This is a genomic window from Microbacterium sp. SORGH_AS_0421, assembly GCF_030818635.1.
Lineage (GTDB): Bacteria > Actinomycetota > Actinomycetes > Actinomycetales > Microbacteriaceae > Microbacterium.
This window is the reverse complement of the sequence record NZ_JAUTAO010000001.1, coordinates 1,177,418-1,203,298: the sequence shown is the minus strand read 5'-3', so window position 1 is coordinate 1,203,298 and position 25,881 is coordinate 1,177,418. Positions and strand designations below refer to the sequence as shown.

Annotated in this window: 27 protein-coding genes and 1 pseudogene; 10 read left to right on the top strand and 18 right to left on the bottom strand. The window is 70.2% G+C overall.

Features of this window, described 5'->3' with window-relative positions; genetic code table 11:
• Positions 1 to 52 precede the first annotated feature (52 nt).
• Positions 53 to 616, top strand: a complete 564-nt coding sequence (locus QE416_RS05710; RefSeq protein WP_267788956.1) for a TetR/AcrR family transcriptional regulator — start codon at positions 53 to 55, stop codon at positions 614 to 616.
• A gap of 12 nt (positions 617 to 628) precedes the next feature.
• Here the strand turns inward: QE416_RS05710 and QE416_RS05705 are convergent, their stop codons facing one another.
• The 3 genes from QE416_RS05705 to QE416_RS05695 are packed head-to-tail and all read right to left on the bottom strand — an operon-like array spanning position 629 to position 2,893.
• Positions 629 to 1,204: a molybdenum cofactor guanylyltransferase gene (locus QE416_RS05705; RefSeq protein WP_307314292.1), complete on the bottom strand. Its 576-nt coding sequence runs from the start codon at positions 1,202 to 1,204 to the stop codon at positions 629 to 631.
• Entirely contained in the window at positions 1,198 to 2,385 is a 1,188-nt protein-coding gene (glp, locus tag QE416_RS05700; protein ID WP_307314291.1) for a gephyrin-like molybdotransferase Glp, read from the bottom strand. Before glp ends, QE416_RS05705 begins: the two co-directional genes overlap by 7 nt.
• 49 nt (positions 2,386 to 2,434) lie before the next feature.
• On the bottom strand, positions 2,435 to 2,893 hold the full coding sequence (locus QE416_RS05695) for a GNAT family N-acetyltransferase (RefSeq protein WP_267788952.1): 459 nt from the start codon (positions 2,891 to 2,893) through the stop codon (positions 2,435 to 2,437).
• 84 nt (positions 2,894 to 2,977) lie between these two features.
• Here QE416_RS05695 and QE416_RS05690 point away from each other — a divergent pair, with 84 nt between their 5' ends.
• Positions 2,978 to 3,472, top strand: coding sequence for a DUF1990 family protein (locus QE416_RS05690; protein WP_267788951.1), 495 nt, complete (start codon positions 2,978 to 2,980; stop codon positions 3,470 to 3,472).
• Between the two features lie 71 nt (positions 3,473 to 3,543).
• Here QE416_RS05690 and QE416_RS05685 read toward each other — a convergent pair whose 3' ends face one another.
• Genes QE416_RS05685 through QE416_RS05660 form a run of 6 tightly spaced genes read right to left on the bottom strand, consistent with a single transcriptional unit; the run spans position 3,544 to position 6,639 of the window.
• Positions 3,544 to 4,398: an Asp23/Gls24 family envelope stress response protein gene (locus tag QE416_RS05685; protein ID WP_307314288.1), complete on the bottom strand. Its 855-nt coding sequence runs from the start codon at positions 4,396 to 4,398 to the stop codon at positions 3,544 to 3,546.
• A gap of 19 nt (positions 4,399 to 4,417) precedes the next feature.
• On the bottom strand, positions 4,418 to 5,005 hold the full coding sequence (locus QE416_RS05680) for a hypothetical protein (protein ID WP_307314284.1): 588 nt from the start codon (positions 5,003 to 5,005) through the stop codon (positions 4,418 to 4,420).
• Complete coding sequence (locus QE416_RS05675) at positions 5,002 to 5,583, bottom strand: DUF6286 domain-containing protein (RefSeq protein ID WP_267788946.1); 582 nt, start codon at positions 5,581 to 5,583, stop codon at positions 5,002 to 5,004. The genes QE416_RS05680 and QE416_RS05675 overlap by 4 nt, the downstream gene beginning before the upstream one ends.
• The gene (locus QE416_RS05670) at positions 5,583 to 5,975 is read right to left on the bottom strand and encodes a hypothetical protein (protein ID WP_267788945.1); all 393 of its coding nucleotides are present in this window, start codon (positions 5,973 to 5,975) and stop codon (positions 5,583 to 5,585) included. Before QE416_RS05670 ends, QE416_RS05675 begins: the two co-directional genes overlap by 1 nt.
• On the bottom strand, positions 5,972 to 6,160 hold the full coding sequence (locus tag QE416_RS05665; protein WP_103207258.1) for a DUF2273 domain-containing protein: 189 nt from the start codon (positions 6,158 to 6,160) through the stop codon (positions 5,972 to 5,974). Before QE416_RS05665 ends, QE416_RS05670 begins: the two co-directional genes overlap by 4 nt.
• A complete protein-coding gene (locus tag QE416_RS05660; RefSeq protein WP_267788943.1) occupies positions 6,157 to 6,639 on the bottom strand; it encodes an Asp23/Gls24 family envelope stress response protein in 483 nt (160 codons plus the stop codon). The genes QE416_RS05665 and QE416_RS05660 overlap by 4 nt, the downstream gene beginning before the upstream one ends.
• A gap of 300 nt (positions 6,640 to 6,939) precedes the next feature.
• Here QE416_RS05660 and fdhD point away from each other — a divergent pair, with 300 nt between their 5' ends.
• Complete coding sequence (fdhD, locus tag QE416_RS05655; RefSeq protein WP_307314276.1) at positions 6,940 to 7,830, top strand: formate dehydrogenase accessory sulfurtransferase FdhD; 891 nt, start codon at positions 6,940 to 6,942, stop codon at positions 7,828 to 7,830.
• Between the two features lie 60 nt (positions 7,831 to 7,890).
• Complete coding sequence (locus QE416_RS05650) at positions 7,891 to 10,215, top strand: FdhF/YdeP family oxidoreductase (RefSeq protein WP_307314274.1); 2,325 nt, start codon at positions 7,891 to 7,893, stop codon at positions 10,213 to 10,215.
• A 123-nt stretch (positions 10,216 to 10,338) separates the two neighbouring features.
• On the opposite strand, the gene QE416_RS05645 is transcribed toward QE416_RS05650, so the two are convergent.
• A complete protein-coding gene (locus tag QE416_RS05645; protein ID WP_307314270.1) occupies positions 10,339 to 11,334 on the bottom strand; it encodes a glycerate kinase in 996 nt (331 codons plus the stop codon).
• Positions 11,335 to 11,557: 223 nt separating this feature from the next.
• On the opposite strand from QE416_RS05645, the gene purL reads away from it, so the two are divergent.
• The 4 genes from purL (at position 11,558) to QE416_RS05625 (ending at position 15,998) form a co-directional block, all read left to right on the top strand.
• Positions 11,558 to 13,897: a phosphoribosylformylglycinamidine synthase subunit PurL gene (purL, locus tag QE416_RS05640; RefSeq protein WP_307314267.1), complete on the top strand. Its 2,340-nt coding sequence runs from the start codon at positions 11,558 to 11,560 to the stop codon at positions 13,895 to 13,897.
• Positions 13,898 to 13,945: 48 nt separating this feature from the next.
• Positions 13,946 to 14,083, top strand: coding sequence for a hypothetical protein (locus QE416_RS05635; protein WP_307314266.1), 138 nt, complete (start codon positions 13,946 to 13,948; stop codon positions 14,081 to 14,083).
• 154 nt (positions 14,084 to 14,237) lie between these two features.
• The gene (locus QE416_RS05630; protein ID WP_307314264.1) at positions 14,238 to 15,230 is read left to right on the top strand and encodes a hypothetical protein; all 993 of its coding nucleotides are present in this window, start codon (positions 14,238 to 14,240) and stop codon (positions 15,228 to 15,230) included.
• Between the two features lie 33 nt (positions 15,231 to 15,263).
• Complete coding sequence (locus QE416_RS05625; protein ID WP_307314262.1) at positions 15,264 to 15,998, top strand: hypothetical protein; 735 nt, start codon at positions 15,264 to 15,266, stop codon at positions 15,996 to 15,998.
• 125 nt (positions 15,999 to 16,123) lie between these two features.
• Here QE416_RS05625 and QE416_RS05620 read toward each other — a convergent pair whose 3' ends face one another.
• The gene (locus QE416_RS05620) at positions 16,124 to 16,351 is read right to left on the bottom strand and encodes a DUF3253 domain-containing protein (protein ID WP_307314261.1); all 228 of its coding nucleotides are present in this window, start codon (positions 16,349 to 16,351) and stop codon (positions 16,124 to 16,126) included.
• Between the two features lie 80 nt (positions 16,352 to 16,431).
• Here QE416_RS05620 and QE416_RS05615 point away from each other — a divergent pair, with 80 nt between their 5' ends.
• Positions 16,432 to 17,163 carry a YqjF family protein gene (locus tag QE416_RS05615; protein ID WP_307314260.1) on the top strand — a complete coding sequence of 244 codons (732 nt, stop codon included), beginning with the start codon at positions 16,432 to 16,434 and terminating at the stop codon, positions 17,161 to 17,163.
• Between the two features lie 88 nt (positions 17,164 to 17,251).
• Here the strand turns inward: QE416_RS05615 and QE416_RS05610 are convergent, their stop codons facing one another.
• The 4 genes from QE416_RS05610 to QE416_RS05595 all read right to left on the bottom strand — a co-directional run bounded on the left by QE416_RS05610 (position 17,252) and on the right by QE416_RS05595 (position 21,309).
• Positions 17,252 to 18,157, bottom strand: coding sequence for a glycine betaine ABC transporter substrate-binding protein (locus QE416_RS05610; protein WP_103207288.1), 906 nt, complete (start codon positions 18,155 to 18,157; stop codon positions 17,252 to 17,254).
• A 137-nt stretch (positions 18,158 to 18,294) separates the two neighbouring features.
• On the bottom strand, positions 18,295 to 19,299 hold the full coding sequence (locus QE416_RS05605; protein WP_307314257.1) for a proline/glycine betaine ABC transporter permease: 1,005 nt from the start codon (positions 19,297 to 19,299) through the stop codon (positions 18,295 to 18,297).
• Positions 19,299 to 20,618, bottom strand: a complete 1,320-nt coding sequence (locus QE416_RS05600; protein WP_307314256.1) for a glycine betaine/L-proline ABC transporter ATP-binding protein — start codon at positions 20,616 to 20,618, stop codon at positions 19,299 to 19,301. Before QE416_RS05600 ends, QE416_RS05605 begins: the two co-directional genes overlap by 1 nt.
• 385 nt (positions 20,619 to 21,003) lie before the next feature.
• Positions 21,004 to 21,309, bottom strand: coding sequence for a chorismate mutase (locus tag QE416_RS05595; RefSeq protein ID WP_210075684.1), 306 nt, complete (start codon positions 21,307 to 21,309; stop codon positions 21,004 to 21,006).
• Positions 21,310 to 21,389: 80 nt separating this feature from the next.
• On the opposite strand from QE416_RS05595, the gene QE416_RS05590 reads away from it, so the two are divergent.
• Complete coding sequence (locus QE416_RS05590) at positions 21,390 to 22,514, top strand: AI-2E family transporter (RefSeq protein WP_307314252.1); 1,125 nt, start codon at positions 21,390 to 21,392, stop codon at positions 22,512 to 22,514.
• 638 nt (positions 22,515 to 23,152) lie between these two features.
• On the opposite strand, the gene QE416_RS05585 is transcribed toward QE416_RS05590, so the two are convergent.
• The 3 genes and pseudogenes from QE416_RS05585 to QE416_RS05575 all read right to left on the bottom strand — a co-directional run bounded on the left by QE416_RS05585 (position 23,153) and on the right by QE416_RS05575 (position 25,643).
• Complete coding sequence (locus tag QE416_RS05585; RefSeq protein WP_307314251.1) at positions 23,153 to 23,722, bottom strand: beta-propeller fold lactonase family protein; 570 nt, start codon at positions 23,720 to 23,722, stop codon at positions 23,153 to 23,155.
• 271 nt (positions 23,723 to 23,993) lie between these two features.
• A pseudogene (locus QE416_RS05580) lies at positions 23,994 to 24,248 on the bottom strand (beta-propeller fold lactonase family protein); the annotation flags it as partial.
• Between the two features lie 108 nt (positions 24,249 to 24,356).
• Entirely contained in the window at positions 24,357 to 25,643 is a 1,287-nt protein-coding gene (locus QE416_RS05575) for an adenylosuccinate synthase (protein ID WP_210075679.1), read from the bottom strand.
• Positions 25,644 to 25,881 lie beyond the last annotated feature (238 nt).

The window sequence follows — 25,881 nt, the reverse complement described above, 5'->3', positions numbered from 1 at the left end:
CTCTGCTCCGACCGTAGAGAACGACCGTTCTCATGTCAAGTAGACTGCACGCATGACCGAGACCCGCGACCGCATCGTCGATGCCGCCGACGCCCTGTACTACACACGCGGCATCGGCCAGGTGGGGATGGATAGCGTTCGAGACACCGCCGGGGTTTCCCTCCGAGCCCTTTACAAGGAGTTCCCCGCCAAAGACGACCTGATCGTCGCGGTCCTCGACAAACGCCACGGCATGTGGACCGACGGGGTGACCGACGCCGTCGAGCGCATCGACGACCCCCGCGAACGGCTGCTGGCCGTCTACGACTACCTCGCGCATTGGTTCGACGAGGCGGACTTCCGAGGCTGCGGCTTCATCAACGCCTTCGGCGAACTGGGAGCCGCCAACCCGGGCGTCGCCCGCGCGGTGCGCGCGCACAAGGCCGATTTTCAGCGCTATGTCGGGCAATTGGTCGAGGCGGCGGGCGCTCCGGCCTTCCTCGCACCCCAGCTCGCCATCCTCGCCGAGGGCGCCCAGACCACCGCGGCGATCGCTGGAACATCCGAGGCCGCCGGTGCCGCGCGCGCGGCCGCGTCGACGCTCATCGACGCCGCCTTCGCACACGGCGGCCGCTGACGACGGCGGCTGTCAGGTCGACGAGAACCCGTCCGGTGCGACCTTCCGCAGGTCTTCCCAGGTGTCGATGTCGCGCGTCAGCGCGGGGTCGGCCCGCACCGACTCCACCCTCAGCCCGCCCAGGAGCGCCCGCATGGACGCGTCGCGCCCGCCCTCCGAGACACCGGATGCCGCCGCCCGCAGCGCGGCCGTCCGGTACCGGCCGATGAGCCACTGGTGCCGACCGTCGTCGAGACACGCGCCGTCCGCATTGTCGGGGACCGGACCGGAGAGAAGCGCCACCGCCGGACCGGCCGTCGGAAGATCGCAGGCGAGGACGAAGACCTCCTCGGCATCCACGTCACCGAGAGCGGCGACGATCGCGGCGACGGGGCCGCCGAACGGCGGATCTTCTCGCGTCCAGGTCACCTCGAGCACATCGTCGAGAACCGGGGCGACGACGACGACGCGTCGAGCACCGGCCGCTCGGACCGCGTCCACCGCCGTATGCAGCAACGTCCGCCCGCCCACGCGCAGCATCGGCTTCGTCGCCCCGTCCAGTCGTGAAGCCCGTCCCCCGGCCAAGAGGATGGCGTCGACGCTCACCATCGCGTGACCGTGACCAGCTCGCCCGCGACGAGGTCGCGCTCGCTCGGCGGGATGACCGCGAGCCCGTCGGCATCACCGAGGCCGCGCGTTCCGTGCGCGGTCGGCATGGCCGTCCATCGCGCGGCGTCGGAGCGGTCGAGGCGCACCGGCACGTACTGCACACGGCCCGGCCGCGCCCGGCGCCCCTCGGCGAGCGCGACACGCAGCGTCTCACGACCGAGATCGGCGTCGCCCTCGAGGGCGCGCAGTGCCGGGCGCACGAACAGCTCGAACGACACCGCGGCGCTCACGGGATTACCGGGCAGACCGAACAGCAGCGTGCCCGAGGGGGTGCGTCCGAAGCCCTGGGGCTTTCCCGGCTGCATGCGCACGCGGTCGAAGCGCATGAGGTCGCCGAGGGTGTTCTTCACGACCTCGTACGCGCCGGCGCTCACTCCCCCCGAGAACACCACGATGTCGGCTCCGGCCGCTTCGGCTGCGGCGATGGCCTGACGCGGCCCGTCGCCCTCGTCACCGACGCTCGTGCGCAGGACGATCTCGGCACCCGATTCCTCGGCGAGGCCTGCCAGCAGCACGCTGTTCGACTCGGGGATCTGACCGCGGCGGAGCGGGTCGCCCGCGGGTCGCAACTCCGAGCCCGTCGACACGATCGCGATCTTCGGCGCACGCGAGACCGAGACCGTCCCCACTCCCGCGGCAGCGATCGCGCCGAGTCGGGCGGCGTTCAGGCGCACCCCCTCGGAGACGACCAGTTCCCCCGCCCGCACGTCCGAGCCGCGGCGACGGATGTGCGCCCCGGGTCCGCGCGGAGCGGCGAGCACCGTGACCGCGTCCAGCCCCCCGGCGAGCCCGCGCGCGGTGTCCTCGAACGGAACGACCGCCGTGGCGTCGGTCGGTACGGCCGCTCCCGTCATGATGCGCGCGGCCTCGCCGGCATCCAATCGCGGATCCAGCTCGGTGCCCGCGGGCAGATCGGCGACCACGCGCAGAGTGGCGGACTCGGTGAGGTCGCGCACCGCGAATCCGTCCATCGCCGAGCTGTCGAAGCCCGGCACGTCGACGTTCGCGAACACGGGATGCCGCAGCACTCTGCCGCGGGCAGCGGCCACCGCCCGCGCTTCGGGCGCGAGCGGAACGACCTGCTCGAGAACCGCGACGAGGTGCTCGGCGACGTCGATCACGCGGCCGACCCGCAGAGGGAGAAAAGCATGCCCTCAGCGTAGGCGCGGGTCAGAGGTCGAAGCGGTGGGGGATCGCTTCGTCGCCGTCGCGGTAGGGCACGAATCCCATCGCGGCGTAGTACGCCAGCGCGGGTGCGTTGTCGGCACCGATGGTCGCGTCGATGTGGCGAAGACCCGCGGCTTCGGCGGCGGCGCGCGAACGGGCGAAGAGACTTCGGCCGATTCCGCTGCGCCCCACCTCGGGGTCGATGTGGGTGCCGATGATGCCCCATCCCTGCTCGACCCCGTAGGGGTTGCCGGGCCAGGCGCGCTTCAGGGACTGGAAGCCGACCACCGCCCCGTCGCGGTCGGCCACGGTGCAGGCGATCGAGTGCTCGGCGTCGAAGTACCGCTCCTCGACCAACGCCGCGTCGGACTCCCCCGACCGCAAGCCAGCGCGGTAGATCGCGTTCTGCACCTCGACCATCGCGTCGATGTCGGACGGGCGCGCCTCGCGGAACTCGATCATGCGGCCATCCTCTCAGCCCCCTCCGACACCGGCGGGCTCTGCAACCCCAGCCGGCGAGGGATCCCACCCGGATACCGTGGCCCCATGGACGAGGTGACCTACGACGAGGTCGGCGCGACCGCGGGCGACATGCCGCCGGGCTACCACCACGTTCGCGCGCGGCGCGTGATCGGCAGGGGCCCGGACGACTTCGCAGCGGCCGCCGACGCCCTGCTCGCCGGCGAAGCGCAGCGACGGGCGGGGGCCCGGGTCGAGGTGTCCGAGACGCCGATGCGGCTGGGCTCGCACGTGACGATGCGCCTGGGGCTCGGCATCCTGAGCGTGCGCATTCCGTGCCTGGTGGTCTGGGCCGAGCGGACCGAAACCACGGCGGGCTTCGCCTACGGCACGCTGCCGGGACATCCCGAACGGGGTGAGGAACGCTTCACCCTCACGCTCATGCCCTCCGGCGAGGTGGTTTTCGCCATCGCCGCGTTCTCGTCACCGGGGCGCTGGTTCACGCGCCTCGGCGCTCCGGTCGGTCGGCGGGTGCAGTCCTGGATGACGCAGCGCTACCTGCGCGCGCTCGACGCCCGCTGACCCCGCGCTCGGTCCGCCGTATACGCGCCGAAGGCCCCGCCGAAGCGGGGCCCGTGGCTCTCCGGCCGGGGTCAGGAGCGAGGACGCTCGCCGTCGGCGACCGACCGCACGCTGTCCGTCGCGGGGGTCTGCTCGCCGGCACGCACCTCGTCAGCGGCGACCGCGATGTCGATCGCGGCGTCTTCGAGAGCCTCGGCGACGACGTCGCTCACGTCCGTGCGATCTCCGACGGATGCGCCGGGACGCTCGGGCTCGAGGCCCTCGGTCACGCGATCCGCGGCGACGAAGTCGGACTCCGCGTCGGCCGCGACGACGCGCTCGCGCGCTTGGCGGGCCGTCTCGCCCACGGCGGCCGCGGCTCCCGCGGCGACGTCCTTCGTCTGCGATACGGCGGCGTCGATGGTCTCGGAGGCACTGGCTGCGAGGTCCTTCGATTTCTCGCGTGCGGCGTCGACGGCCGCCGACGCGCGACCCGCGACATCCTTCGCCCTGGCCTTCGCGTCATCGACTGCTTCCGAAGTGCGGGCGGCGACGGCATCCGCCCGCTCTTCCGCTTCCTCGACGACGTCGCGATCGAACGGCCCGAAGACCCCGGTCACGACGACGTCGACGGCGATGGTGCCGCGACCGAGCGGCTCAAGGGCCGACTTCACCGCGGTGCGCACGGCACCTGCGACGTCTCGCAGTTTGTGCGGGTAGTCGATGACGAGCGAGATGGTCGCGGTGACCGAGTCGCCACGACCGGTGTCGATCTTCACCCCCGGAGCGGCGCTGGCGAGACCGACCCGCTCACGAACGGCATCCGAAGCTCGTCCGACCAGGCTGCCGAGCGAGTGAACCCCCGGAACCGCGCCTGCGGCGGTCGCCGCCAGGGTCGCCGCAGCATCCAGGTCGGGCGGGTCGATGGTCGCATCGATGGTGGTCATGACGGCTCCTCGTGGGGTGTCAATGAACGCGAGTGTTGTCGCGTGCGAGCCGAGCGCGAAGGCCCGAGTGGATGGAGATGTAGGCGCGCAGATTCTGGCCCGTGATCGCGGCCAGGTTCGTGACCAACGTGTCGACGTGCTCGGCGACCTCGCGTGGCGAGGTGTTCTGGCGCGGCGTCACGGCCACGTGCAGCACGGACTGCTTGCCGACCTCGCCAGCGGTGATGCGCGATGAGAGGATCTCGTCACGCTCGCCCAGCGCGTTCTTCAGCGCTTCGGAGGCGAACCCATCCGTGACCGTGACGCGTCCCTCGTCGCTCGCGCTGCCGGTGGACTGCAACGGTGCGTGGCGGCGACCGCGCACGGCGGCCGAAGCGATCAGGACGAGCAGGATCACCAGCACCACGATCGCGGCGACGGCGCCCCAGCCCGCGGACTCACGGCCCAGCGACTCGAGCCAGCCCTGGAATCCGCCCATGACCGAGGTCCAGGCGTCCGTGCCGCCCGGGAGCAGCCCGACGGCGAGGGCGAGAGCGGCCAGGCCCAGCAGCACGACGGCGACCAGGAAGAGAAGGAAGCGGTTCAGACCGCGTCGCGTCGCGTTCATCGGGACTCCTCGGTGTCGGGTCGGTGCACGCGCAGGTGCGTGCGCACGGCGGGCGAGAGCTTGTACGAGGTGACTTCTTCGTCGACGATGCGCTGCAGTTGCGCCTCGTCGACCGGGATGCCGACCGGGGGACGAACCGTCACGTCGACGGAGCGGTGGGCGACGCCCACGACGATGTCCTCCCGGGCGATGCCCGACTCGTTGCTGAGGTGCTGGGCGAGGGCGGATGCCACGACGCCGTTGTCGACGACGACGGCACGTTCTCCCCATGACATCTCGTGGCGCGAGAGGCGGCCGGGCTTGAGCGCGAGGACGAGAACGATCAGGCCCACGACGGCGAGAACGACCCCGCCGACGATGAAGGCGACCGGCATGAGCGCGGTCGGTGCCGCGACGACGGCGTTCAGCGCTTCACCGGGGGCGACCAGCAGGGGCTGGGCACCGGAGAGGCTGAGGATGATCTCGACCGCGGCGTACGCGAGGGCGACGATCAACAGCGCGACCACGACGAGCATGGCGGTGGTGCGGGGCGAGTGGGTCTCGCGACGCACGACGGTGCGGAGCACGGTGTCAGTCATCACAGCACTCGCTTTCGCTGAGGGGTGGAGGCACCCGAGATGGTGAGGTCGACGCGCGAGATCTCGCGCCCGAACAGGTGGGCCAGACGCGAGCGCAGCTCGGTCTGGGCGACGCGCGCGGCCTCCAGCACCGGAGTCGCGGCGCGCACGGCCTCGGTGTCGTCGAGGCGGGGGACGGGGAACGGGGTCGTCACGCGCACCGCCGCGGTGTCGCGGGCCGAGACGATCTCGACGCGGACGCTCTTGGCATCCACTCCGACGATGTCGGCGGCGGCCCGCTCGGCCGTCTTCTGCAGTACGCGGTCGGAGATGGTCACCCGACCGGCGGGGAGGCCGGGGCCGGCAACCGCGGTACGGTTGCCGACCCCGGGGGAAGCGGTGACGGTGGTCACGATGTGCTCCGACCCTTGAAGGCGTTGACGATGTTGCCGAAGTCGAGTTCACCCGCCGTGATGCGAGCGACGACCACGCCGATCGCCATGAAGAGGGCGACGAGGATGAAGCCCCAGAAGCCGAAGATCAGAGCGCTGAGGGCCAGTACCAGGCCGGCGAGAGCGCCCTTGGTGGAGGCGCTCACTGGACGCGCTTTTCGTTGCTGTCGTCGTCGTTGTTATCGTCGCCCGGGATGTGGACGTCGTTCACGTCGACGTTGACTTCGACGACCTCGAGGCCGACGAGGCGGGTGATGGCACCGGCGACGCGGGTACGGACCTGGTCGGCGACCTCCTGGATCGGGGCGCCGTACTCGACGACGATCGTGATGTCGGCGGCGGCCTGCGTCTCGCCCACCTCGACCTTGACGCCCTGCGTCAGATCGGTGGCGTTGATCGCGTCACGGATGGCGCCGAGCGCGCGGGCTCCGCCGCCACCCAGGGCGTACACACCGGCGACCTCACGGGTCGCGATGCCGGCGACCTTGGCGACGACGCCCTCGGCGATCGAGGTCTTGCCCTCGACGGGAGTGTCCTGGCCGCGGCCGTTGAGCGGACGGTTCACGCGCGACGCCGACTGGGGGACGTTCTGCGCAGCGGGGGTGGTGGGGGCGTTCTCAGCCATGTCCGTGCCTTTCGAATGTCTGGACCCGGGTGTCCGGGGTGGGCGCTTCGGCCTACATGACTAAGACGTACCGGGTCGAGGAATCGTCACGTCGGACTTGAAAAAGTTCCGCGATTCTGTATTCGAGTGAATGCGGATAGCCGGAAACCGCAGGATCTCGAGGGTGTGCACGCTCTCATAGCTGGCTCATGCTGGCATCCCTTCGACCGGTTGATTCGTGGCGAAAGAGCCCCCGCGGTGTCGTAGGCCCGGCGTACGCTCGACCCATGTCCCCCTCCAGCTCTCCGGTTCGGTCCTGACATGGGCCGCCTGACCGCCTCGCGTCGCGTGACGCGCCTCACGCTCGACGGCGTGAACAGACAGAGACCGGATGCCGTGGCCGTCGAGGAACCGCTCGAGATCCGTGTCGCCGGCACGCCCCTGGCGGTGACGATGCGCACGCCCGGGCACGACGTCGAGCTCGCGGCCGGTTTCCTCGTCTCGGAGGGCGTGATCAGCCGGGGCGAGGACTTCGCCCGCGCGATCCACTGCGGCGGGCCGGGCACCGGGGGCGCCGACGGCAACACCTACAACGTCCTCGATCTCACCCTCGCACCGGGTGTGGCCCTGCCTTCCCCCGACATCGCGCGCTCCTTCTATACGACGAGCTCGTGCGGGGTGTGCGGCACCGCCTCGATCGAGGCGGTCGAGAAAGTGTCGACGTACGACGTGTCCACCGACCCCTTGTCCGTCTCGGCACACGAGGTCGCCGCGTTCCCCGATCGCCTGCGCGAGCAGCAGAAGACCTTCGACAAGACCGGCGGCCTGCACGGTGCGGCCTTGTTCGAGGCGACCACCGGAGAGCTGCTGGTCGCCCGCGAAGACGTCGGTCGCCACAACGCCGTCGACAAAGTCGTGGGCTGGGCCGTACTCCACGATCGGCTCCCGTTGCGCGAAACGGTGCTGCAGGTCTCGGGCCGCGTCAGCTTCGAGCTCGTGCAGAAAGCCGTCATGGCAGGCATCCCGATGCTCTCCGCCGTCTCGGCGCCGTCGTCTCTCGCGATCGAACTCGCCGAGCGCGCCGGGCTGACCCTCGCCGCCTTCGTGCGCGGCAACAGTATGAACCTCTACACGCGCGCCGACCGTGTCCGTGTACCCGAGCCCGCGGCGTCCACAACCCCCTCCACCCAGAAGGTGGCGAGCGTACGCTGACGACCAGCGCTCGGTGTGTAGATGCCACCGACTCGGCGCCGAGATCCACGGAGGGTGAACATGGGTGAATCGTTCGGACTGATGACCGAGGAACCGCGCCAGGGCGGCCTCGGCCCGCGCATCGACGGCGAGTGGTCGAGCACCGGTCCCTACGAGCACCCCGCGGCCGGCTGGGGCGCGGCGCTGACCGTCGGCAAGGTGCTGCTCGAACAGCGCCAGCCGGTCGCCGGCACCAAGGCCATGTTCACCATGAACCACCCCAAGAGCGGCTTCGACTGCCCCGGGTGCGCGTGGCCCGACGACAAGGGCGTCACTCTCGACATCTGCGAGAACGGCATCAAGCACGTCACGTGGGAGATGACCCATAAGCGCGTCGGCAAGGAGTTCTTCGCCGAGCACTCGGTGAGCGAGCTGTCGCAGTGGAGCGACTTCGAGCTCGAGGACGCCGGTCGCCTCGTCGGCCCCATGGTCTACGACGCCGAGACCGACCACTATGTGCCCATCTCGTGGAACGACGCGTTCCGCATGATCGCCCACGAGATCACCGCACTGGACTCCCCCGACCAGGCCGCGTTCTACACCTCCGGCCGCCTGAGCAACGAGGCGTCCTTCCTCTACCAGCTGTTCGCGCGCGAACTGGGCACGAACAACCTCCCCGACTGCTCGAACATGTGCCACGAGGGGTCTGGCCGCGGGCTCACGGCATCCCTCGCCACGGGCAAGGGCACCGCCGACCTCGAGGACTGGGAGAACGCTGACGCACTGTTCATCCTCGGCGTGAACGCCGCCTCGAACGCCCCGCGCATGCTCACGAGCCTCGCCGAGGCGATCGACCGCAGCGCGCAGATCGTGCACGTCAATCCGCTGCGCGAGGTCGCCGGCACCCGCACGATCGTTCCGCACGAGATCGTCGACATGGCGACGTTCCACAGCACACCGACCAGCACGATGAACCTTCAGGTGCGCCCGGGCGGCGACCTCGCGCTGATCCGCGGCATGGCCAAGGTCGTGTTCGAGGCGTCCGAGACCGACCCCACCGCCCTCGACCAGGCGTTCCTCGATCAGTACACGACCGGGCTCGATGCCTACCGCGCACTCGTCGAGGCGACGAGCTGGGACGAACTGGTCGAGCAGGCCGGCCTGACAGAGGCCGAGATCCGCGCAGCCGCCGACGTCTACCTCGCCTCGAGGGCCTGTGTCATCAGCTGGTGCCTGGGCGTGAGCCAACACCAGCACGGCGTCGACACCGTGCGCGAGATCGTCAACCTCCTCCTGCTGCGCGGCAACGTCGGCCGCAAGGGCACCGGTCCCTCCCCCGTGCGCGGCCACAGCAATGTGCAGGGAAACCGCACGTGCGGCATCAACCACAAGCCCACCGAGGACTGGCTCGCCAAGCTCGACGAGGTGTGCGGCATCACCTCACCCCGCGAGCCCGGCCTCGACACGGTGCACACGGTGGCGGCCCTGCACCGCGGCGACCTCAAGGTCTTCCTCGGCATGGGCGGCAACTTCGTCCGCGCCGCTCCCGACACCACGCTCACCGCCGAGGGCATGAGCCGGTGCGAGTTGACCGCGCACGTGAGCACCAAGCTCAACCGCAGCCACCTCACGCACGGCAAGAAGGCCCTGATCCTTCCGTGCCTCGGCCGCACCGAGCGCGACGAGCAAGAGACGGGGCCCCAGTCGATCTCGACCGAGGACGCCATGAGCTCCGTCATGCTCTCGCTCGGATCCCGCAAGCCCGCGTCGCCGCACCTGCTGAGTGAGCCCGAGATCATCGCGCGCATCGCGCGAGCGACCATGCCCGATTCGGCGACGCCGTGGGAGTGGTACGTCGGCGACTACGACCGCATCCGCGACACGATGGCCAAAGTTCTGCCCGGGTTCGAGGGATTCAACGAGCTCGTGCGCCAGCACTACGGCTTCCGAATCCCCCAGCCGGCTCGCGAGCGCGACTTCCAGACGCCGTCCGGCAAGGCGGAGTTCTCGGATGCCGAGCTGCCCAATGTCATCCCCGAAGAGGCCGACGTGCTGGTGCTGCAGACCATGCGTTCGCACGACCAGTGGAACACCACCATCTACTCGGCCGACGATCGCTACCGCGGCGTCCGCAACATCCGCGAACTGGTGTTCATGAACCGACGCGACATGAAGGAGCGCGGCATCGCCGAGGGCGACCTCGTCGACATCGTCGCCACCTCTCGCGACGGCTCGGTCCGCAGTGTCACGGCGTTCCGCGCGCTGGAGTACGACACCCCGCGCGGCAGCGCCGCCGGGTACTTCCCCGAGTTGAACGTGCTGCTCGGCCCGGACGACTACAGCCGTCAGAGCGACCAGCCGCTGATGAAAGACATCCGGGTGCGGATTGCGAAGACCGGAGGCTGACGCAGGGTTCGCGCGACAGAATCGGACCGTCGCCCGAGAGTCATCCGGTTTCGGCAGTGGCCCACGACGCAGACGCGTCGATCCGCTACCGAGACCACCGGGGCGCGGGCCCGCAGCGACGACTCAGAGGTCGAGTTGCCAGAGGGCTTGCGTCGTCGTGACGCGCAGTGCGTCGGCAGGGTCGGTGAGGGCGTGCTCGGCGCCGACGACCTCGCTCATCGAGAAGACCCGCGAGCCGGCGGCATCCGCGGCGACGACCCCCGCGATGACGATGGCCGGCACCCGGTGGCGCGCGGCGACCGAGAGCACGTGCCCCGGCCCCTTGCCTGCGATGCTCGTCGCGTCGAACGTGCCCTCCCCGGTGAGGGCGAGATCCGACTCGGCGAGCGCTTCGCTCAGCTCGAGCGCCTGCGCGACGTAGGCCGCACCGTCGACGACCTCTGCACCGGCCGCGAGGAGAGCACCCGACAGACCACCGGCGGCCCCCGACCTCGGCACGATCGAAACGTCCAGTCCGAAGCGCTCGGCCCAGTCCGCGGCATCCGCCCGCAATCGCTCCGTCAGGCGCTCGACGAGTGCCGCGTCGGCGCCCTTCTGCGGACCGAACACCTTGGCCGCGTGGACGAACGTCGTGGTCGTGTCGGTGAGCACCGTCACCTGCCCGGGAGCGAACGGCACGTGGTCGCCCAGCGCCTCGATCGCGCCGCGGCCGCCGTCGGTCGCGGCGACGCCGCCGGTCCCCACCACGATCCGGACCGACCCCGAGTCGAGGGCGAGCCTGATGAGCTCGCCGACGCCCCGTGTCGTCGCGCCCCAGGAGTCGTTGGCCTCCGTACCCCCAGCGAGGACGAGCCCGGATGCCGCCGCCGACTCGATCACGGCGGCTCGGCCGTCGAGCCGCCAGGCGGCACGCACGGGTTCGCCGAGCGGTCCGGTCACCTCGTCGGAGACGTTCGCCCCGCCCAGGGCGTCGAGAGTACCGTCTCCCCCGTCGGCCATCGGCACGATCGCGATCTCGGCGCCGGGCCACCGCTCGCGCACAGCCAGGGCCATGGCATCCGCCGCCTCACGCGCGGTCAGCGTGCCCTTGAACTTGTCGGGGGCGATGACGATGCGCATGGTCTTTCCTCCGCTGACTGCGGACGGTGCAGCCCCGTCCATCTTGCCCGAGCCACCTCCACACCTCGGCGATCCGCACATCCTCAGCCCGAATGCGGGGAACCCGGCTGACTTTCCGCGGATCGCTGAGGTTATGCCCCCGGCTGCCATCGACCCCGGGCATGTCGGTGGACCCAACTAGACTGACTCCCGTCCGGCCCCTGCGATCTTGGAGCTCAGCCGCGTGACCACCCCGAACCCCGCCGCCCGTACCGCCCTCGCCGATACGGTTGAGAACGCGATCGCCACGCCCGAGAAAGAGCAGCCGTACGGCGCCCTCGGCCTCAAGAGCGACGAGTACGCCCAGATCCGCGAGATCCTGGGCCGTCGCCCCACGAGCGGTGAGCTGGCGATGTACTCGGTCATGTGGAGCGAGCACTGCTCCTACAAGTCGAGCAAGATCTATCTCCGTCAGTTCGGCCAGAAGGTCAGCGACGAGATGAAGACGCGCCTCATGGTCGGCATGGGCCAGAACGCCGGCGTGGTCGACGTGGGCGACGGCTGGGCGGTCACCTTCAAGGTCGAGTCGCACAACCACCCCAGCTACATCGAGCCCTTCCAGGGTGCGGCGACCGGCGTGGGCGGCATCGTCCGCGACATCATCTCGATGGGCGCGCGCCCCGTCGCCGTCATGGACCAGCTGCGCTTCGGCGCCATCGGCCACCCCGACACCCCGCGCGTCGTGCACGGCGTGACCAGCGGTATCTCGTTCTACGGCAACTGCCTCGGCCTGCCCAACATCGGCGGCGAGACGGTGTTCGACGCCGTCTACCAGGGCAACCCGCTCGTCAACGCCCTCGCGGTCGGCGTCATGCGCCACGAAGACATCAAGCTCGCCAACGCCACCGGCGTCGGCAACAAGGTCGTGCTGTTCGGTGCCCGCACGGGCGGCGACGGCATCGGCGGCGCCAGCATCCTGGCATCCGACACCTTCGCCGACGGCGGACCCACCAAGCGTCCCGCGGTGCAGGTGGGCGACCCGTTCGCCGAGAAGGTGCTCATCGAGTGCTGCCTCGAGCTCTACCGCGACAACCTGGTCGAAGCCATTCAAGACCTCGGTGCCGCGGGCATCTCGTGCGCGACGAGCGAGCTGGCCGCCAACGGCGACAGCGGCATGAAGGTCGAACTCTCGAAGGTGCTGCTGCGCGACCCCTCGCTGACTCCCGAAGAGATCCTCATGTCGGAGTCGCAGGAGCGCATGATGGCGATCGTCGCGCCCGAGAAGCTCGACGCGTTCCTCGCCGTCGTCGGCAAGTGGGACGTCGAGACCAGTGTCCTCGGCGAGGTCACCGGCGACGGCCGCCTCGTCATCGACTGGTACGGCGAGCGCATCGTCGACGTCGACCCCTCGACCGTCGCGGTCGATGGCCCCGTCTACGAGCGCCCGGTCGCTTACCCCACCTGGATCGACGCCCTGCAGGCAGATTCCGCCGCAAAGCTCTCTCGGGCGACGGATACCGAGACCCTTCGCGACCAGTTCACGACCCTCGTGGCGAGCCCCAACCTCGCCGACACCTCGTGGATCACGAACCAGTACGACTACTACGTGCTGGGCAACACGGCGCTGAGCTTCCCCGACGACGCCGGCATGATCCGCGTCGACGAAGAGACCGGCCTCGGCTTCGCGATCGCCACCGACTGCAACGGCCGCTATAACCAGCTCGATCCGTACAACGGTGCGAAGCTGGCGCTGGCCGAGGCGTACCGCAACGTCGCCGTCACGGGAGCTGTGCCCACCGCCGTCACCGACTGCCTCAACTTCGGCAGCCCCGAGAACCCCGAGGTCATGTGGCAGTTCAGCCAGGCCGTCGAGGGTCTGAGCGACGGCTGCCTCGAGCTCGGCATCCCGGTCACGGGCGGCAACGTCTCGTTCTACAACCAGACCGGCGACCAGCCCATCCATCCGACCCCCGTGGTCGGCGTCCTCGGCATCATCGACGACGTCGCCGCGCGCATCCCGAGCGGCTGGCAGGATGCCGGCGAGAACCTCTACCTGCTGGGTGTCACCGCCGATGAGCTCGACGGCTCGCAGTGGGCCGGCACGATCCACGACCACCTCGGCGGGCGCCCGCCGAAGGTCGATCTGGCACAGGAGCGCAAGCTCGCCGAACTGCTGCAGGCCGCGGGCTCGCAGTCGCTCGTCTCGAGCGCGCACGACCTGTCGTCGGGCGGCCTCGCGCAGGCCCTCGCCGAGGGCGTGATGCGCTTCGGCGTCGGCGCGCGCGTCTGGCTCACCGAGCTCATGGAGCGCGACGGTGTGGATGCCACGGCCGCCCTGTTCAGCGAGTCCACCGGCCGCGTGCTGGTCAGCGTCCCCCGCGAGGAAGACGTGAAGTTCCGGGGCCTGTGCGACGGCCGCGGCTACCCGGTGCTGCGCATCGGCGTGACCGACGTCGAGCCGGGCACCGAGGCATCCCTCGAGATCCAGGACGTCTTCACCGTCCCCGTGTCGGAGCTGCGCCGCCTGTCGACCGAGACGCTGCCCGCCGTCTTCGGGCCGACCGTCTCGGAGCCGGTGGTCTGAGGCCTCCCGCCCCACCCCCGCCCCCGGCACCTCGAGAGGAGACGCGCGATGACCGATGACGACGACGACATGACCGTGTTCAGCGACCAGCGTCAGAAGCGCGTCAAGATCACCGCGTGGATCGTGATCGGCGCGCTCGTGCTCACCGGCGGCGGCGCCACGGTGATCTCGCTGATCCTCGGCTGAGGCCGCCCGATCCTCGCGTGAGGAGCCACTTCCTGCCGCGGAGAGCCGCCGGGGCGACGGAGCGGCCCCGCACGGTGGTGCACGCGGGCTGACCGCTGCGGGTTCCGGCCCGACGCCCAGCCCGCTGTCGGAGGCCCGGCATAGCATGGGGACCGTGGAACCGCTGATGGCCCTTCTGGTCGACTGGTGGTGGATCGGCCCGGCAGCGGCCGGTGCGGGCACCGTCGGCTGGCTCGGCGTGCGCCGTTCGCGCCAGCACGCGCTTCCCGCCGGTGCGACGACCACGACCGGTCGAGCCGTCCGCGCCTGGTCGACGCGTCCCCTCGGCAAAGCCGCCGCGCGCCGCCTCGAACTCGACGCCGCCGTGCTCGACCTCCAGGTCGCGCGCACCGCCGTCACCCGCGGACGCGCCGACGTCAAGGTCGCCGACGCCGAGGTTGTCCGCGCCCAGGCCGAGCGGGCGGCATCCCGGGTCTCGTCCGACGCCGTCTCCGCGGCTCGCGGCCGCCTCACCGACGCGCAGCGCGACTTGCGGGCCGCGATGGCCGAAGTGCGCGCCCGCCGCGCCGGGGTGAAGGCCGCCAAGGCGATGCTGCCGGCGATCCGCTCGGGCAGCGCGCCGCTGCCCGTCGCCCGTCTGCTGGCCGAGCACGACGCGATCCTCGCGCGGTGGATGGCGTACGAGACCGACCCGGGTCTCGCCATCGACTATCCGCAGATGAGCGACTCCCGCTGGCCCCTTCTCGCCGACTTCCTGCGCGCGCACGAGAAGGCGCAGTGGCTGCGCCCCGCGTCGGTGCAGACGCGGCTCGAGCCGGCCGACTTCCTCGCCTATCGCGACGCCGTGCGCCGCGCCTCCCACGCCTTCGACCGCGCCGAGCGGGCGGCGCGCCGCAACGAGGGCGAGCAGCCGAGCGTCGAGGGCAACGACGCATGGAGTCGCATGGCATCCGATCTGGCCGAGACGGCCCAGCGCGCCCTCGCCCGCTCGATGGAGTCGATGGGCCGCGCGGCCGCCCGCAACTGGAGCGAGCGCGGTGCTAGACGCGCGCAGAAGAAGACTCCGGATGCCGGCGGCCCCCCGCCGCGGTCCGGTCCGGTGTGGCCTCCTCCCGCACGCGATCGGCCGCCCACGTCGTCTTCCTGAGAACCGCTGGGAGGAGCGGCGTAGCATGACGCTGTGGAGCACTTCTGGACCTTCGCCGGTAGCTACTGGTGGCTCGTCTTCCCCCTCTTCGGGATGACGATGGGAGCCGTCAACGCGCGCGTGAAGCACCGCGAAGTCACCGCCCGCCGCCGCCACCGGGAACAGCTCGAGCTGATCCGCGCACAGGGTGGCGCGGTCGCCGTCGCACCCACGAGCACCGTCGCCGCCGATGGACAGCAGCGCATCATCGCGGCACAGGATGCCGTCACCCACCGCTGGCTCGAGTACGAGCTCGACGCGTCCAAGCTCATCTCCTACCCCGCGATGAGCGACGGGCGTCAGCCCCTCACCGCCGCGTTCCTCCGGGCCAAGAAGGCGGCCGACAATCTGCGTCCCGACGACGGCGAGACGCTCACGCCCGAACGGCTGCGCGAATACCGCGACGCCGTCACCGACTACGAGGTCGCGTTCGAGGTGGCCGAGCGCGACGCGCGCCGCGTGAAGGACGCGGCCTTCACCCCCGACGAACGCAAACGCCTCGACACCGCGAAGCAGTTGCTCACCGTCGCGACCGACCAGGCCGCCACCCCGAACGAACGCCAGCTCGCCTACAAGCGCGTCCGCGAAGAGCTCGACGGACTGATCCTGCTGTCCAACGAGGCCGTCGACGTGCTCGAGAAGAAGGTGGCCCTCGAACTCCCGCGAACAGCGACCGCGCCCCCGGCATCCGCGCCCCCGGCCGAGACCGCGCCCGGCTCGGCCGCCTGACCGCGCTCGCGTCCGGGGGCTGGTGCGCCCCGAAATCGGAGAACCGCAGCAGAATCGGATGCCGAGACCCCTGGCATCCGATTTCAATGCGAATCTCCGATTCCACGAAAGCCGCAGCACACGCCTCAGCGCGCGCGACGGATCCGCACCGGCCCCCGGGCGGTGGTGACGTCGACGACCTCGCCCCTCTGGGTCACCTCGACCTCGCCCCGCTCGACCAGCGAGTGCGCCGCATCGCGTGCGGGCTGCATGAGGTCGCGCCAGTCGTCGCCGCCGACCGCGCGGGCGGCCTCCGACGGGCAGATCGTCTTGCTAGCGTCGCGCGCCGCGAGCAGTTCGCGGATGGATGCCACGAGCCGAGGATCTGCACCAGATGACGGGGCCATCTGTCCAGTGTCCCTCCGCGCCGGGGCGGCAGGGCCAGAATGACCCGGTGATCACCGAGCGCCACTCCCCCGACCTGCCCGGACGCGCCGTCATCGCGCAGCGCTGGAATCGCGCCGTCTTCGTGCACTGGCGCGTCGATCCGGCCGAGGTCGCGCCGCTCCTGCCGCCGGGTACCCGCCCCGACGTGCACGACGGTTCCGCGTGGGTGGGTCTCGTGCCGTTCGTGCTGAGCGAGTTCCGGTTCCTCCCGCTGCCGCCGGTGCCGCTTCTCGGGACCTTCACCGAGATCAACGTCCGCACCTACGCCGTCGACGATCACGGCCGCCGCGGGGTCGTGTTCCGCACACTCGAGGCCGAGCACCTCGCTCCCGTCCTCGCCGCGCGCGCCCTATTCGGCCTGCCGTACCGCTGGGCCCGGACGGGGGTGCGCACCGAGGGCTCGCGCATCGAGTTCCGGTCTCGGCGCCACGGGGCGCGGCATCCGGCGACCCGGGTGCGGGCGACCCTCGGCACGGACACGGTCGACACCCCCTTGTCGCGTTTCCTCACCGCCCGCTGGGGCTTCCACGAGCGACACCTCGGCCGCACGATCTGGGCCGCGAACGCGCACGAGCCCTGGCCGCTCGTCAGCGCCGAGCTCGACGTGCTCGACGACGACCTCGTCGCCGATTCCGGCTTTCCCCAGCTCGCTGGACGCACGCCCGATTCGGTGCTGGCGATGCCCGCCGACCACCCCGGCTTCATCACGCGTTTTACGAGAGCTCACGCGATCGAGTGAACCCGCGGCCAACGGGCCCATACGACGAAGCCCCCACGACGACGCCCCCTTCACCTCGAGGGCGAAGGGGGCGTCGTGGAGCGAGAGGTCAGTCGCGCTGCGTCGAGAACGCCGAGGGGTTCTTCTCGAGCCAGGCGTCCACGGCCTCGGCCTCGCGGCCCTCGCCGTACTCGTTGACCACGAGGTCTTCGAGCGAGCCGTACTGCTCGTCGTCGAGCTGGATGCCCTTGATCAACTCAGCGGCATCCGGGTACTTCTCTTCGAAGCCCGAGGTGCCGAGGAAGTGGAGGGCCTCGGGTTCGCCCATGAGGCCCTGCGGGTCTTCGAGGTCCTTGACGTCGTAGGCGTCATTGGCCCAGAACGGACGCCACAGCGTCACGGCGATGTCCTTCTTCGCCGCGATCGCGTTGTCGAGCTCGGTGAGCATCGCCGCGGTGGAGGACGTCACCAGCTCGAACTCGCCGTCGAGACCGTAGCCGGGAAGCATGGTCTCCTGCGTCTGGGTGGTGAGGCCGGCACCCGGCTCGATGCCGTAGATGCGGCCGTCGAAGCGCGCGGCGTTGCCCTTGAGCTGGTCGATCGAGTCGATGTCGACGTAGCTCGGCACCGCGATCGTGAGCTTGGCGTTGTCGTAATACGCGCCGAGGTCCTCGATCTTGTCGCCATAGCGGTCCATGTACGACTTGTGCGTGAGCTCGGGCCAGGCCGACGGGTAGATGTCGACGTCGCCCTGGGCGAGACCGGTGTAGAGCGGGCCCGCCTCGGTAAGGGTCTGCATCTCGACCTTGTAGCCGAGCTTGCCGAGCTGGTCTTCCAGCAGGTAGGCCGTGCTGAGACCGTCGGTCCACGAGGGTAGGAAGCCGAGCGTGATCGTGCCCTTCTCGCCGCCGTCGCCCGAGCCGCCTTCGGCCATGTTCCCGCTGGCGCAGCCGCCGAGCAGCAGGGCGCCCGCGGCGCCGAGGGCGAGAGCAGAGGTGAGGTGTCGCTTGTTCATTGCTGTGTTCTCTTCCGTTTCGTATGTGATTCCGTGGGTGCTTCCCCGGGTGAGGGGTCGTTCGCTGTCGCCGAGAGCTCGCCTGTGCGACGGAAATCGACCCCTCGCGCCGGAGAACGAGGGAGGGATGCCGGGACTCAGCGCCCCGACGACACCGGCGCGCGACGCGGCGAGGCCTTCTCGCGCTCGGCCTCGCTCGCGGCATCCGCCGAGGTGGTGTCGACGTGCGATGCCGCAGTGGCTCCGGCGGTGACGGCCGCGGCGGAACGCACGGCCCGGCGCCGAGCCAGCACGCCCAGCAACGAACCGCGGTTGTCGGCCCGGTTGCCGAGGGCAGCAGTGAGCCGGTCGAGGTACACGGCGAGGACGACGACGCTCAGGCCCGCCTCGACGCCCTTGGGCAGGTTGACCGTCGAGATCGACTGCACGACCTCTTTACCCAGGCCGTCGGCCCCGACGATGCCGGCCACGACCGCCATCGACAGCGCGAGCATGATGACCTGGTTGACGCCCGCCATGATCGTGGGCATCGCGAGCGGGAGCTGGATGCCGCGGAGGATCTGCCCGGGGGTGGCCCCGAACGCGTGTCCCGCCTCGACGGTCTCGGAGTCGACCCCGCGGATGCCGAGCTCGGTCAGACGCACCCCCGGGGGCAGAGCGAAGATGACGGTGGAGACCACGCCGGGTACGACACCGATGCTGAAGAACGTGATCGCCGGGATCAGGTAGACGAAGGCGGGCATCGTCTGCATGAAGTCGAGGATCGGCTTGAGCACCGCGCGGACGGTGGCGTTGCGTGCCGACCAGATCCCCAACGGCACCGAGATCGCCACGGCCACGATGGTGGCCACGAGAACGAGCGCCAGCGTCTGCATCGCCGTGACCCACTGGCCCATCGCGAGGATCAGGGCGAAGCCGATCACGGTCCCGAGAGCGAGCTTCCACGAGCGCAGGAGCCACGCGAGAGCCGCCGCGACGATGATGACCACGACGATGGGAGCGGCAAGCAGCACGTCGCTGAGCCCGCCGACGAGAAAGCGCACGATGAGGGCGACGACGTCGAACAGGCCCGAGAGGTTGTCGCGGACCCAGTCCACACCGGCATCCACCCATGAGCCGACCGGAATGCGGAAACCATCCATCAGCGCACCTCCTCGGTCTCGGATGCCGGGACCCCGGCATCGACGGGGGTCCCGTCGAGCGCCGCGTCGATCTCGGCGGAGGGAAGGGGCTGGGGCAGCACGGTGATCTCCTCGGTGGCGGTGGGACCGGGGCCGAGAGCGGCGAGCAGCGTCACGCGCGGGATGACTCCCGCGAGGCGACCGTCGGCGTCGAGGACGGCCAGGGGAAGGGGCGATTCGACCGACGGCACGAACAGGTTCATCAGCACGTCGTCGACGCCGACGCTCTGCGGCAGCGGCTTGAGCTTGCCGAGCAGCGAGTTCTCGCCGGCACGCACGAGCTTGATGGCATCCCGGTCGGTGATGATGCCGAGCGGCTTGCGATCGCGATCGGTGACGTAGACGGCCGACATGTAGGCGTCGCGCATCTGGCGAAGCGCCGTGCGAGGGCCCGCGGAGGCGTCGACACGGGGGCGCGGGCGCTCCATGACGTTGCCGGCGGTGAGCACGCGAGCGCGGTCGACGTCCTGCACGAACTGCTCGACGTAGTCGTTCGCCGGGTCGGTGAGGATGTCCTCGGGCGTGCCGATCTGGACGATGCGCCCGTCGCGCATGACGGCGATGCGGTCACCGAGGAACATCGCCTCGTTGAGGTCGTGGGTGATGAAGACGATGGTCTTCTTCAGCGTCCGCTGCAGCTCGAGCAGCTGCTCCTGCATCTCGCGGCGGATGAGGGGATCCAAGGCGCTGAACGCCTCGTCCATCAGCAGGATGTCGGTGTCGGCGGCGAGAGCGCGGGCGATGCCGACGCGCTGCTGCATCCCGCCGGACAGAGCGGAGGGCAGCTTGTCGCCCCAGCCCTCGAGGCCGACGAGCGCGAGGATCTCGTTCGCCTTCGCGAGGCGCTCGGCCTTGCCCACGCCCCGGAGCTCGAGGGGGTACGCGACATTCGCCGCGACCGTCCGGTGCGGCAGGAGCGCGAAGTGCTGGAAGACCATCGCGAGGCGGTCGCGTCGAAGCGAACGCAGGCGCGAGGCGCCGACGCCGGTGAGGGCGTCGCCCTTCACCTCGACGGTGCCGGCGGTGGCCTCGTGCAGGCCGTTCAGCATGCGGATGATCGTGGACTTGCCGGAGCCGGAGAGACCCATGATGACGAAGATCTCGCCGGGGAGCACCTCGAAGCTGGCGTCGATGACGGCGGCGGTCCCGTCGTCGGCCACATCTTCGCGACGGGCGCCGGAGCGGAGCTTGTCGACGGCGGCCTGAGGGGCGCGGCCGAAGACCTTGAAGAGATTCTTGGCGGCGAGAGCGGGCGCCGCGGAGGCAGGCGGATGGGTCACTGTGTGCACCTCAGCGGCCTCGGGTGGCCGCAGCGGTCACGCCCGGGTGGCAGCCGTCGGCGCTCTCCGGGGGTGGAGCACGTCAGCGTCGGATATCGGATCCGACGCTCAGGCCGCCGACCGTACGCTCGCCGGGCCGACTCCCCCGAGTCGTCACCGGCGACCGCGGACTGGTCTGGTGGGCGGTCCGAAATCGGACCTCCACCAACGTTTCACGGTGATGGAATCCCTGGCAAATCGCCCGTGAGCTTGCGGTCTCGGTTGCCCTGTGGCACGCGTGCGCGTGTGGGGGAGACGCTGATGACACCCACGACGGCCGACGCCGCGATGCGGGCCCGGGCGTGTCGCCGACCCCCTGCGCGCCTCCGCGGCGAGGGAGGACGCGTCAGTCGGCGTCCGGCTGCGCCGCGGCCGACCGGTGGTGCCGGATGACCTCGGCCACGACGAAGTTGAACCACTTCTCCGCGAACGCGGGATCGAGGTCGGCCTGCTCGGCCAATTGCATGAGCCGCGCGATCTGCTGCTCTTCGCGAGAGGGGTCGGATGCCGGCATCCCGTGCTTCGCCTTGAGGACGCCGACCTGCTTGGTGCAGCGGAAGCGCTCCGCCAACAGGAAGATCAGGGCGGCGTCGATGTTGTCGATACTGCCGCGGAGCCCCTGCAGAATCGTCGAAGGATCGGCCTCGGTCATGTGTCCTCCTCAATCGCTCCGACCCTACCGGTCGACGCAGGCGCCCGAGGACGACTCTCAGGGAGTCCTACAGTGTGAGCATGAGCCGATCCACGCGCCCCGACCCCACCGCCGAAGGCGCAGACGCCGGGGCCGCGACCTCGCGCGACAAGCCGGTCTGGTCCGCCCTCTCGCGCCCCTACGCCGCCGGGTTCTTCCTGACCCTCGGCGGCTTGACGGCGATCCTGCTCGGACTCGCCCTGTCGAACCTCTCGACGGTCCTCGTCTACATCGCGATCGCCCTGTTCGTGGCCCTGGCCCTCGACCCGCTCGTGCGCTTCCTCGTGCGCCGTGGGCTCGCACGCGCGTGGTCGATCGTGATCGTGTTCGGCGGACTCGCCGTCATCCTCGCCGGCGCCCTGTGGTTGCTCATCCCGCCGGTGGTGCGCCAGATCGAGCAGTTCGTCGGCGACATCCCGACCTTCGTGAACGACCTCATCGACAGCGACGCCGTGCGGTGGGTCGAGAACAACTTCGGCGACAGCCTGGGTGACGTCCTCAAGGAGGTGCAGGGCTTCGCCACGAACCCCGCCAACATCGCCGCGATCGGCGGTGGCCTCCTGCAGGTCGGTGTGAGCATCGGCACCTTCATCTCGGGTGCGATCATCGTTCTCGTCTTGAGCCTGTACTTCTTGGCATCCCTGCCGAAGATGAAGAACTCGCTCGTGCGCCTGACCCCCGCCCGCAGCCGCGAGACGGTCGCCGACATGACGGGCCAGATCACCGACTCGGTCGGTGGCTACCTCGCCGGCATGGTCGTGCTGGCGTTGTGCAACGCGGTCTTCGCCTTCATCGTCCTGACGATCCTCGGCCAGCCTTTCGCGGCGCTGCTCGCCGCGCTCGCGTTCGGCATCACGCTCATCCCGCTGGTGGGCTCGGTGCTGTTCTGGGCGACCGCGACGGTCTTCACGCTCATCGTCAGTCCGACCTCCGGACTCATCTTCGCCATCGTCTATCTGGTGTACATGCAGATCGAGGCATATCTCCTCACGCCCCGCGTGATGAACCGCACGATCTCGATCCCGGGTGCCCTCGTCGTGATCGGCGCCCTCGTCGGTGGCACGCTGCTCGGCTTGCTCGGAGCGCTCGTGGCGATCCCCGTGACCGCCTCGGTCCTGCTGATCGTCAAGCAGATCGTCATCCCGCGACAGGATGCCAAGAAGTAGAGCGGCGCGGCGCCGCCACCACGCATAAACGCTCTCCGCGCGCAGAAACACGCCGTCCTCGCGTTTCCGAGCGCTGATCGCGTTTATGCGTGTCGGTAGGCGCGAAACCCGGCGCGACCCGGATGCCGGGCAGTGCCGCCCAGCGGCGCCGCTCCCCACGCAGAAACGCTGTCCGCGCGCAGAAACACGCTGTCCTCGCGTTTCCGAGCGCTGATCGCGTTTATGCGTGTCGGTAGGCGCGAAACCCGCCGCGCCCCGGATGCCGGGCAGTGCCGCCCAGCGGCGCCGCTCCCCACGCAGAAACGCTGTCCGCGCGCAGAAACACGCTGTCCTCGCGTTTCCGAGCGCTGATCGCGTTTATGCGTGTCGGTAGGCGCGAAACCCGCCGCGCCCCGGATGCCGGGCAGTGCCGCCCAGCGGCGCCGCTCCCCCACGCAGAAACGCTCTCCGCGCGCAGAAACACGCTGTCCTCGCGTTTCCGGGCGCTGATCGCGTTTATGCGTGTTCGATGCGCGTGATGGGACCGCCGCCGGGCCCTCGCCGCGTGACGCCCCACGCAGAGACGCCGCGCTCGTGAACGCCGAACCCCCGCGCAGACGGACGCGAGGCGCATTCGCGCGCGGCCCGCACGCACCCGCTCAGCGCATCGGCAGCAGGCGCGTCGGCGACGGCGACGGGGTGCGGTGGCGAACCCGGCCCGGGATGCCGGTGCGGGTGTCGAGCGGCAGCGACACGATCTCGTACGCGAGCTGGCCCGCCACGAGCAGCGTGTCGTCGACGACCACGTGATGTCGGGGCCAGTGCGTCCCCGTCTCGGCGAGAGCGAGCAGCTGCAGCTCCTCACCGTGACCGCGGACCGACAGCACACCCACGGTGTCGCTGCCGCGGACCCCGGCGTAGATCGTGGCCCCGTCACGGCTGGCCGAGAGCTCGGCGGCCGTGTCGGTGTCGAGGGTGCCGAGAAGCGGCTGGCCCGAGAGCACGTGCCAGCGCCCGGCGCGGTCGGCCCCCAGGACGAAGACCTCGCAGCTGAGCTCGGTCACGACGTACAGATGACCCGAAGGATGCCAGAGCCCGTGCCGCGGGCCGCTGCCCTTCGGGAGGACGACCTCTTGCACGAGACGCAGGCCGTCGTCGACCTGGCGCCAGAACCGCACGAGGTCGAATCCCATGTCGGTCGTCGCGATGAGACCTCCGGGAAGGAACACCGCCTGGTGGGCTCGCGAGACGCGTGCCCCGGCGGCAGCCTCTTCGGACTCCGCGTCGGTGAGGGGGAACGTCGTCGTAGTCCGGGACGAGGTGGGAGTACTCGTCGCCCGCGGCCTCTCGGAGCGCGCGAGCGGCCGCCGCGAGGTCGGGGACGACGGCGCCCGACACCCGGGCACCGGTGGAGATGCTGCCCTGCTCGGACGAGGATCCGTGGGGATCGGCAGCTTCGGCGCAGATCACCGGGCCCGACGGTCGGCCCTGTGCGTCCAGCGCCATGCGGACGATGCGTCCGTCGCCCCAGCAGCTCGCGATCAAGAACGACGCGTCGGGCGAGACTGCGACGTGGCAGACCGCACCGCCGGCCTCGACGGGCGGGCCGAGAGGCGTCAACCGCGTATCGCTCGTACGGCGGAATGCCTGGACAGTACCGTCGAACTCGACGGCGGCGTACACGATGTCGTCGTTGGAGGGGTGGGCGGCCACCCACGACGGCGACCCGGGTACCTCGGCCGCGGTCGCGACCATGCCGAGGAGGCCACCGGCACCGAGCGCGTCGCGCTCCCCCCGCCTGCAGGATGCCGATGCCCTCCGCCGACCCGGTGTCGGGGGCGTAGGCGCCGACCCAGAAACGCATCAGTCGATCAGGTCGTGACGCACGATCACCTGGTCGCGGGCCGGGCCCACGCCGATGACGGAGATGCGCGTGCCGCTCATCTTCTCGAGCGCCAGCACGTAGTCCTGCGCGTTCTGCGGCAGGTCGTCGAACGTGCGGGCGGTGGAGATGTCTTCACTCCAACCGGGGTAGTACTCGAGGATCGGCTTCGCGTGGTGGAAGTCGGTCTGGTTCACCGGCAGGTCGTCGAACCGCTCGCCGTCGACGTCATAGGCGACGCACACCGGGATCTGCTCGAGACCGCCGAGGATGTCGAGCTTGGTCAGCACGAGGTCGGTGATGCCGTTGATGCGCGTCGCGTACCGCGTGATGGGGGCGTCGTACCAGCCGACCCGGCGCGGGCGACCCGTGGTCGTGCCGAACTCGAAGCCCCGTGAGCGCAGCCAGTCGCCGCTCTCGTCGAACAGCTCGGTCGGGAACGGACCCGAGCCGACGCGGGTCGTGTAGGCCTTGACGATGCCGACGATCCGGTCGAGCCTGTTGGGGCCCACTCCGGAACCCGTCGATGCCCCGCCGGCCGTCGCCGACGACGAGGTGACGAAGGGGTAGGTGCCGTGGTCGACGTCGAGCATGGTCGCCTGCCCGCCCTCGAAGACGACGACGTCGCCCGCTTCGAGCGCGTCGTTGAGAAGCAGTGACGTGTCGGCGACCATGGGACGCACGCGCTCGGCGTACGCCAACAGGTCTTCGACGATCTCGTCGGCCGTGATCGAACGACGGTTGAAGATCTTCACCAGCAGGTGGTTCTTCTGGTCGAGTGCCCCTTCGACCTTCTGCCGCAGGATGTTCTCGTCGAAGAGATCCTGCACGCGGATGCCGACGCGGTTGATCTTGTCGGCGTAGGCCGGACCGATTCCACGACCGGTGGTGCCGATCATGCGCTTGCCGAGGAAGCGTTCGGTGACCTTGTCGAGGGTGCGGTGGTACTGCGTGATGATGTGCGCGTTGGCGCTGATCTTGAGGCGGCTCGTGTCGAGGCCGCGCGCGTTGAGAGCCTCGAGCTCGTTGAAGAGCACCTCGAGGTCGACGACGACCCCGTTGCCGATCACGGGGGTGACCCCCGGGGACAGGATGCCGCTGGGCAGCAGGTGCAGCGCGTACTTCTCGTTACCGATGACCACGGTGTGCCCGGCGTTGTTGCCGCCGTTGAACTTCACCACCCAGTCGGTTCGTTCACCGAGCAGATCGGTGGCCTTGCCCTTACCTTCGTCGCCCCACTGGACGCCGACGATCACGATTCCGGGCATGTGCGCTCCTCGCGTCTGATTCCGGCGGTACACCCCATCCTATCGAGCGGGTGCGACACGCCCCGCGCGAAAGCTGCGGACCCGAGGTGCGCATGATGTCGCGCCACGCGATCGACGCGCGCGCGGAGCCGGTGCGAGCACCGGGGCATGCATCAAGACGAGGAAAGTCCCACCGTGGATGCGGATCGTGCGGCCTCCGCGGGCGCAGCCACCGACAAGAAGAGGTCACAGGGACGTG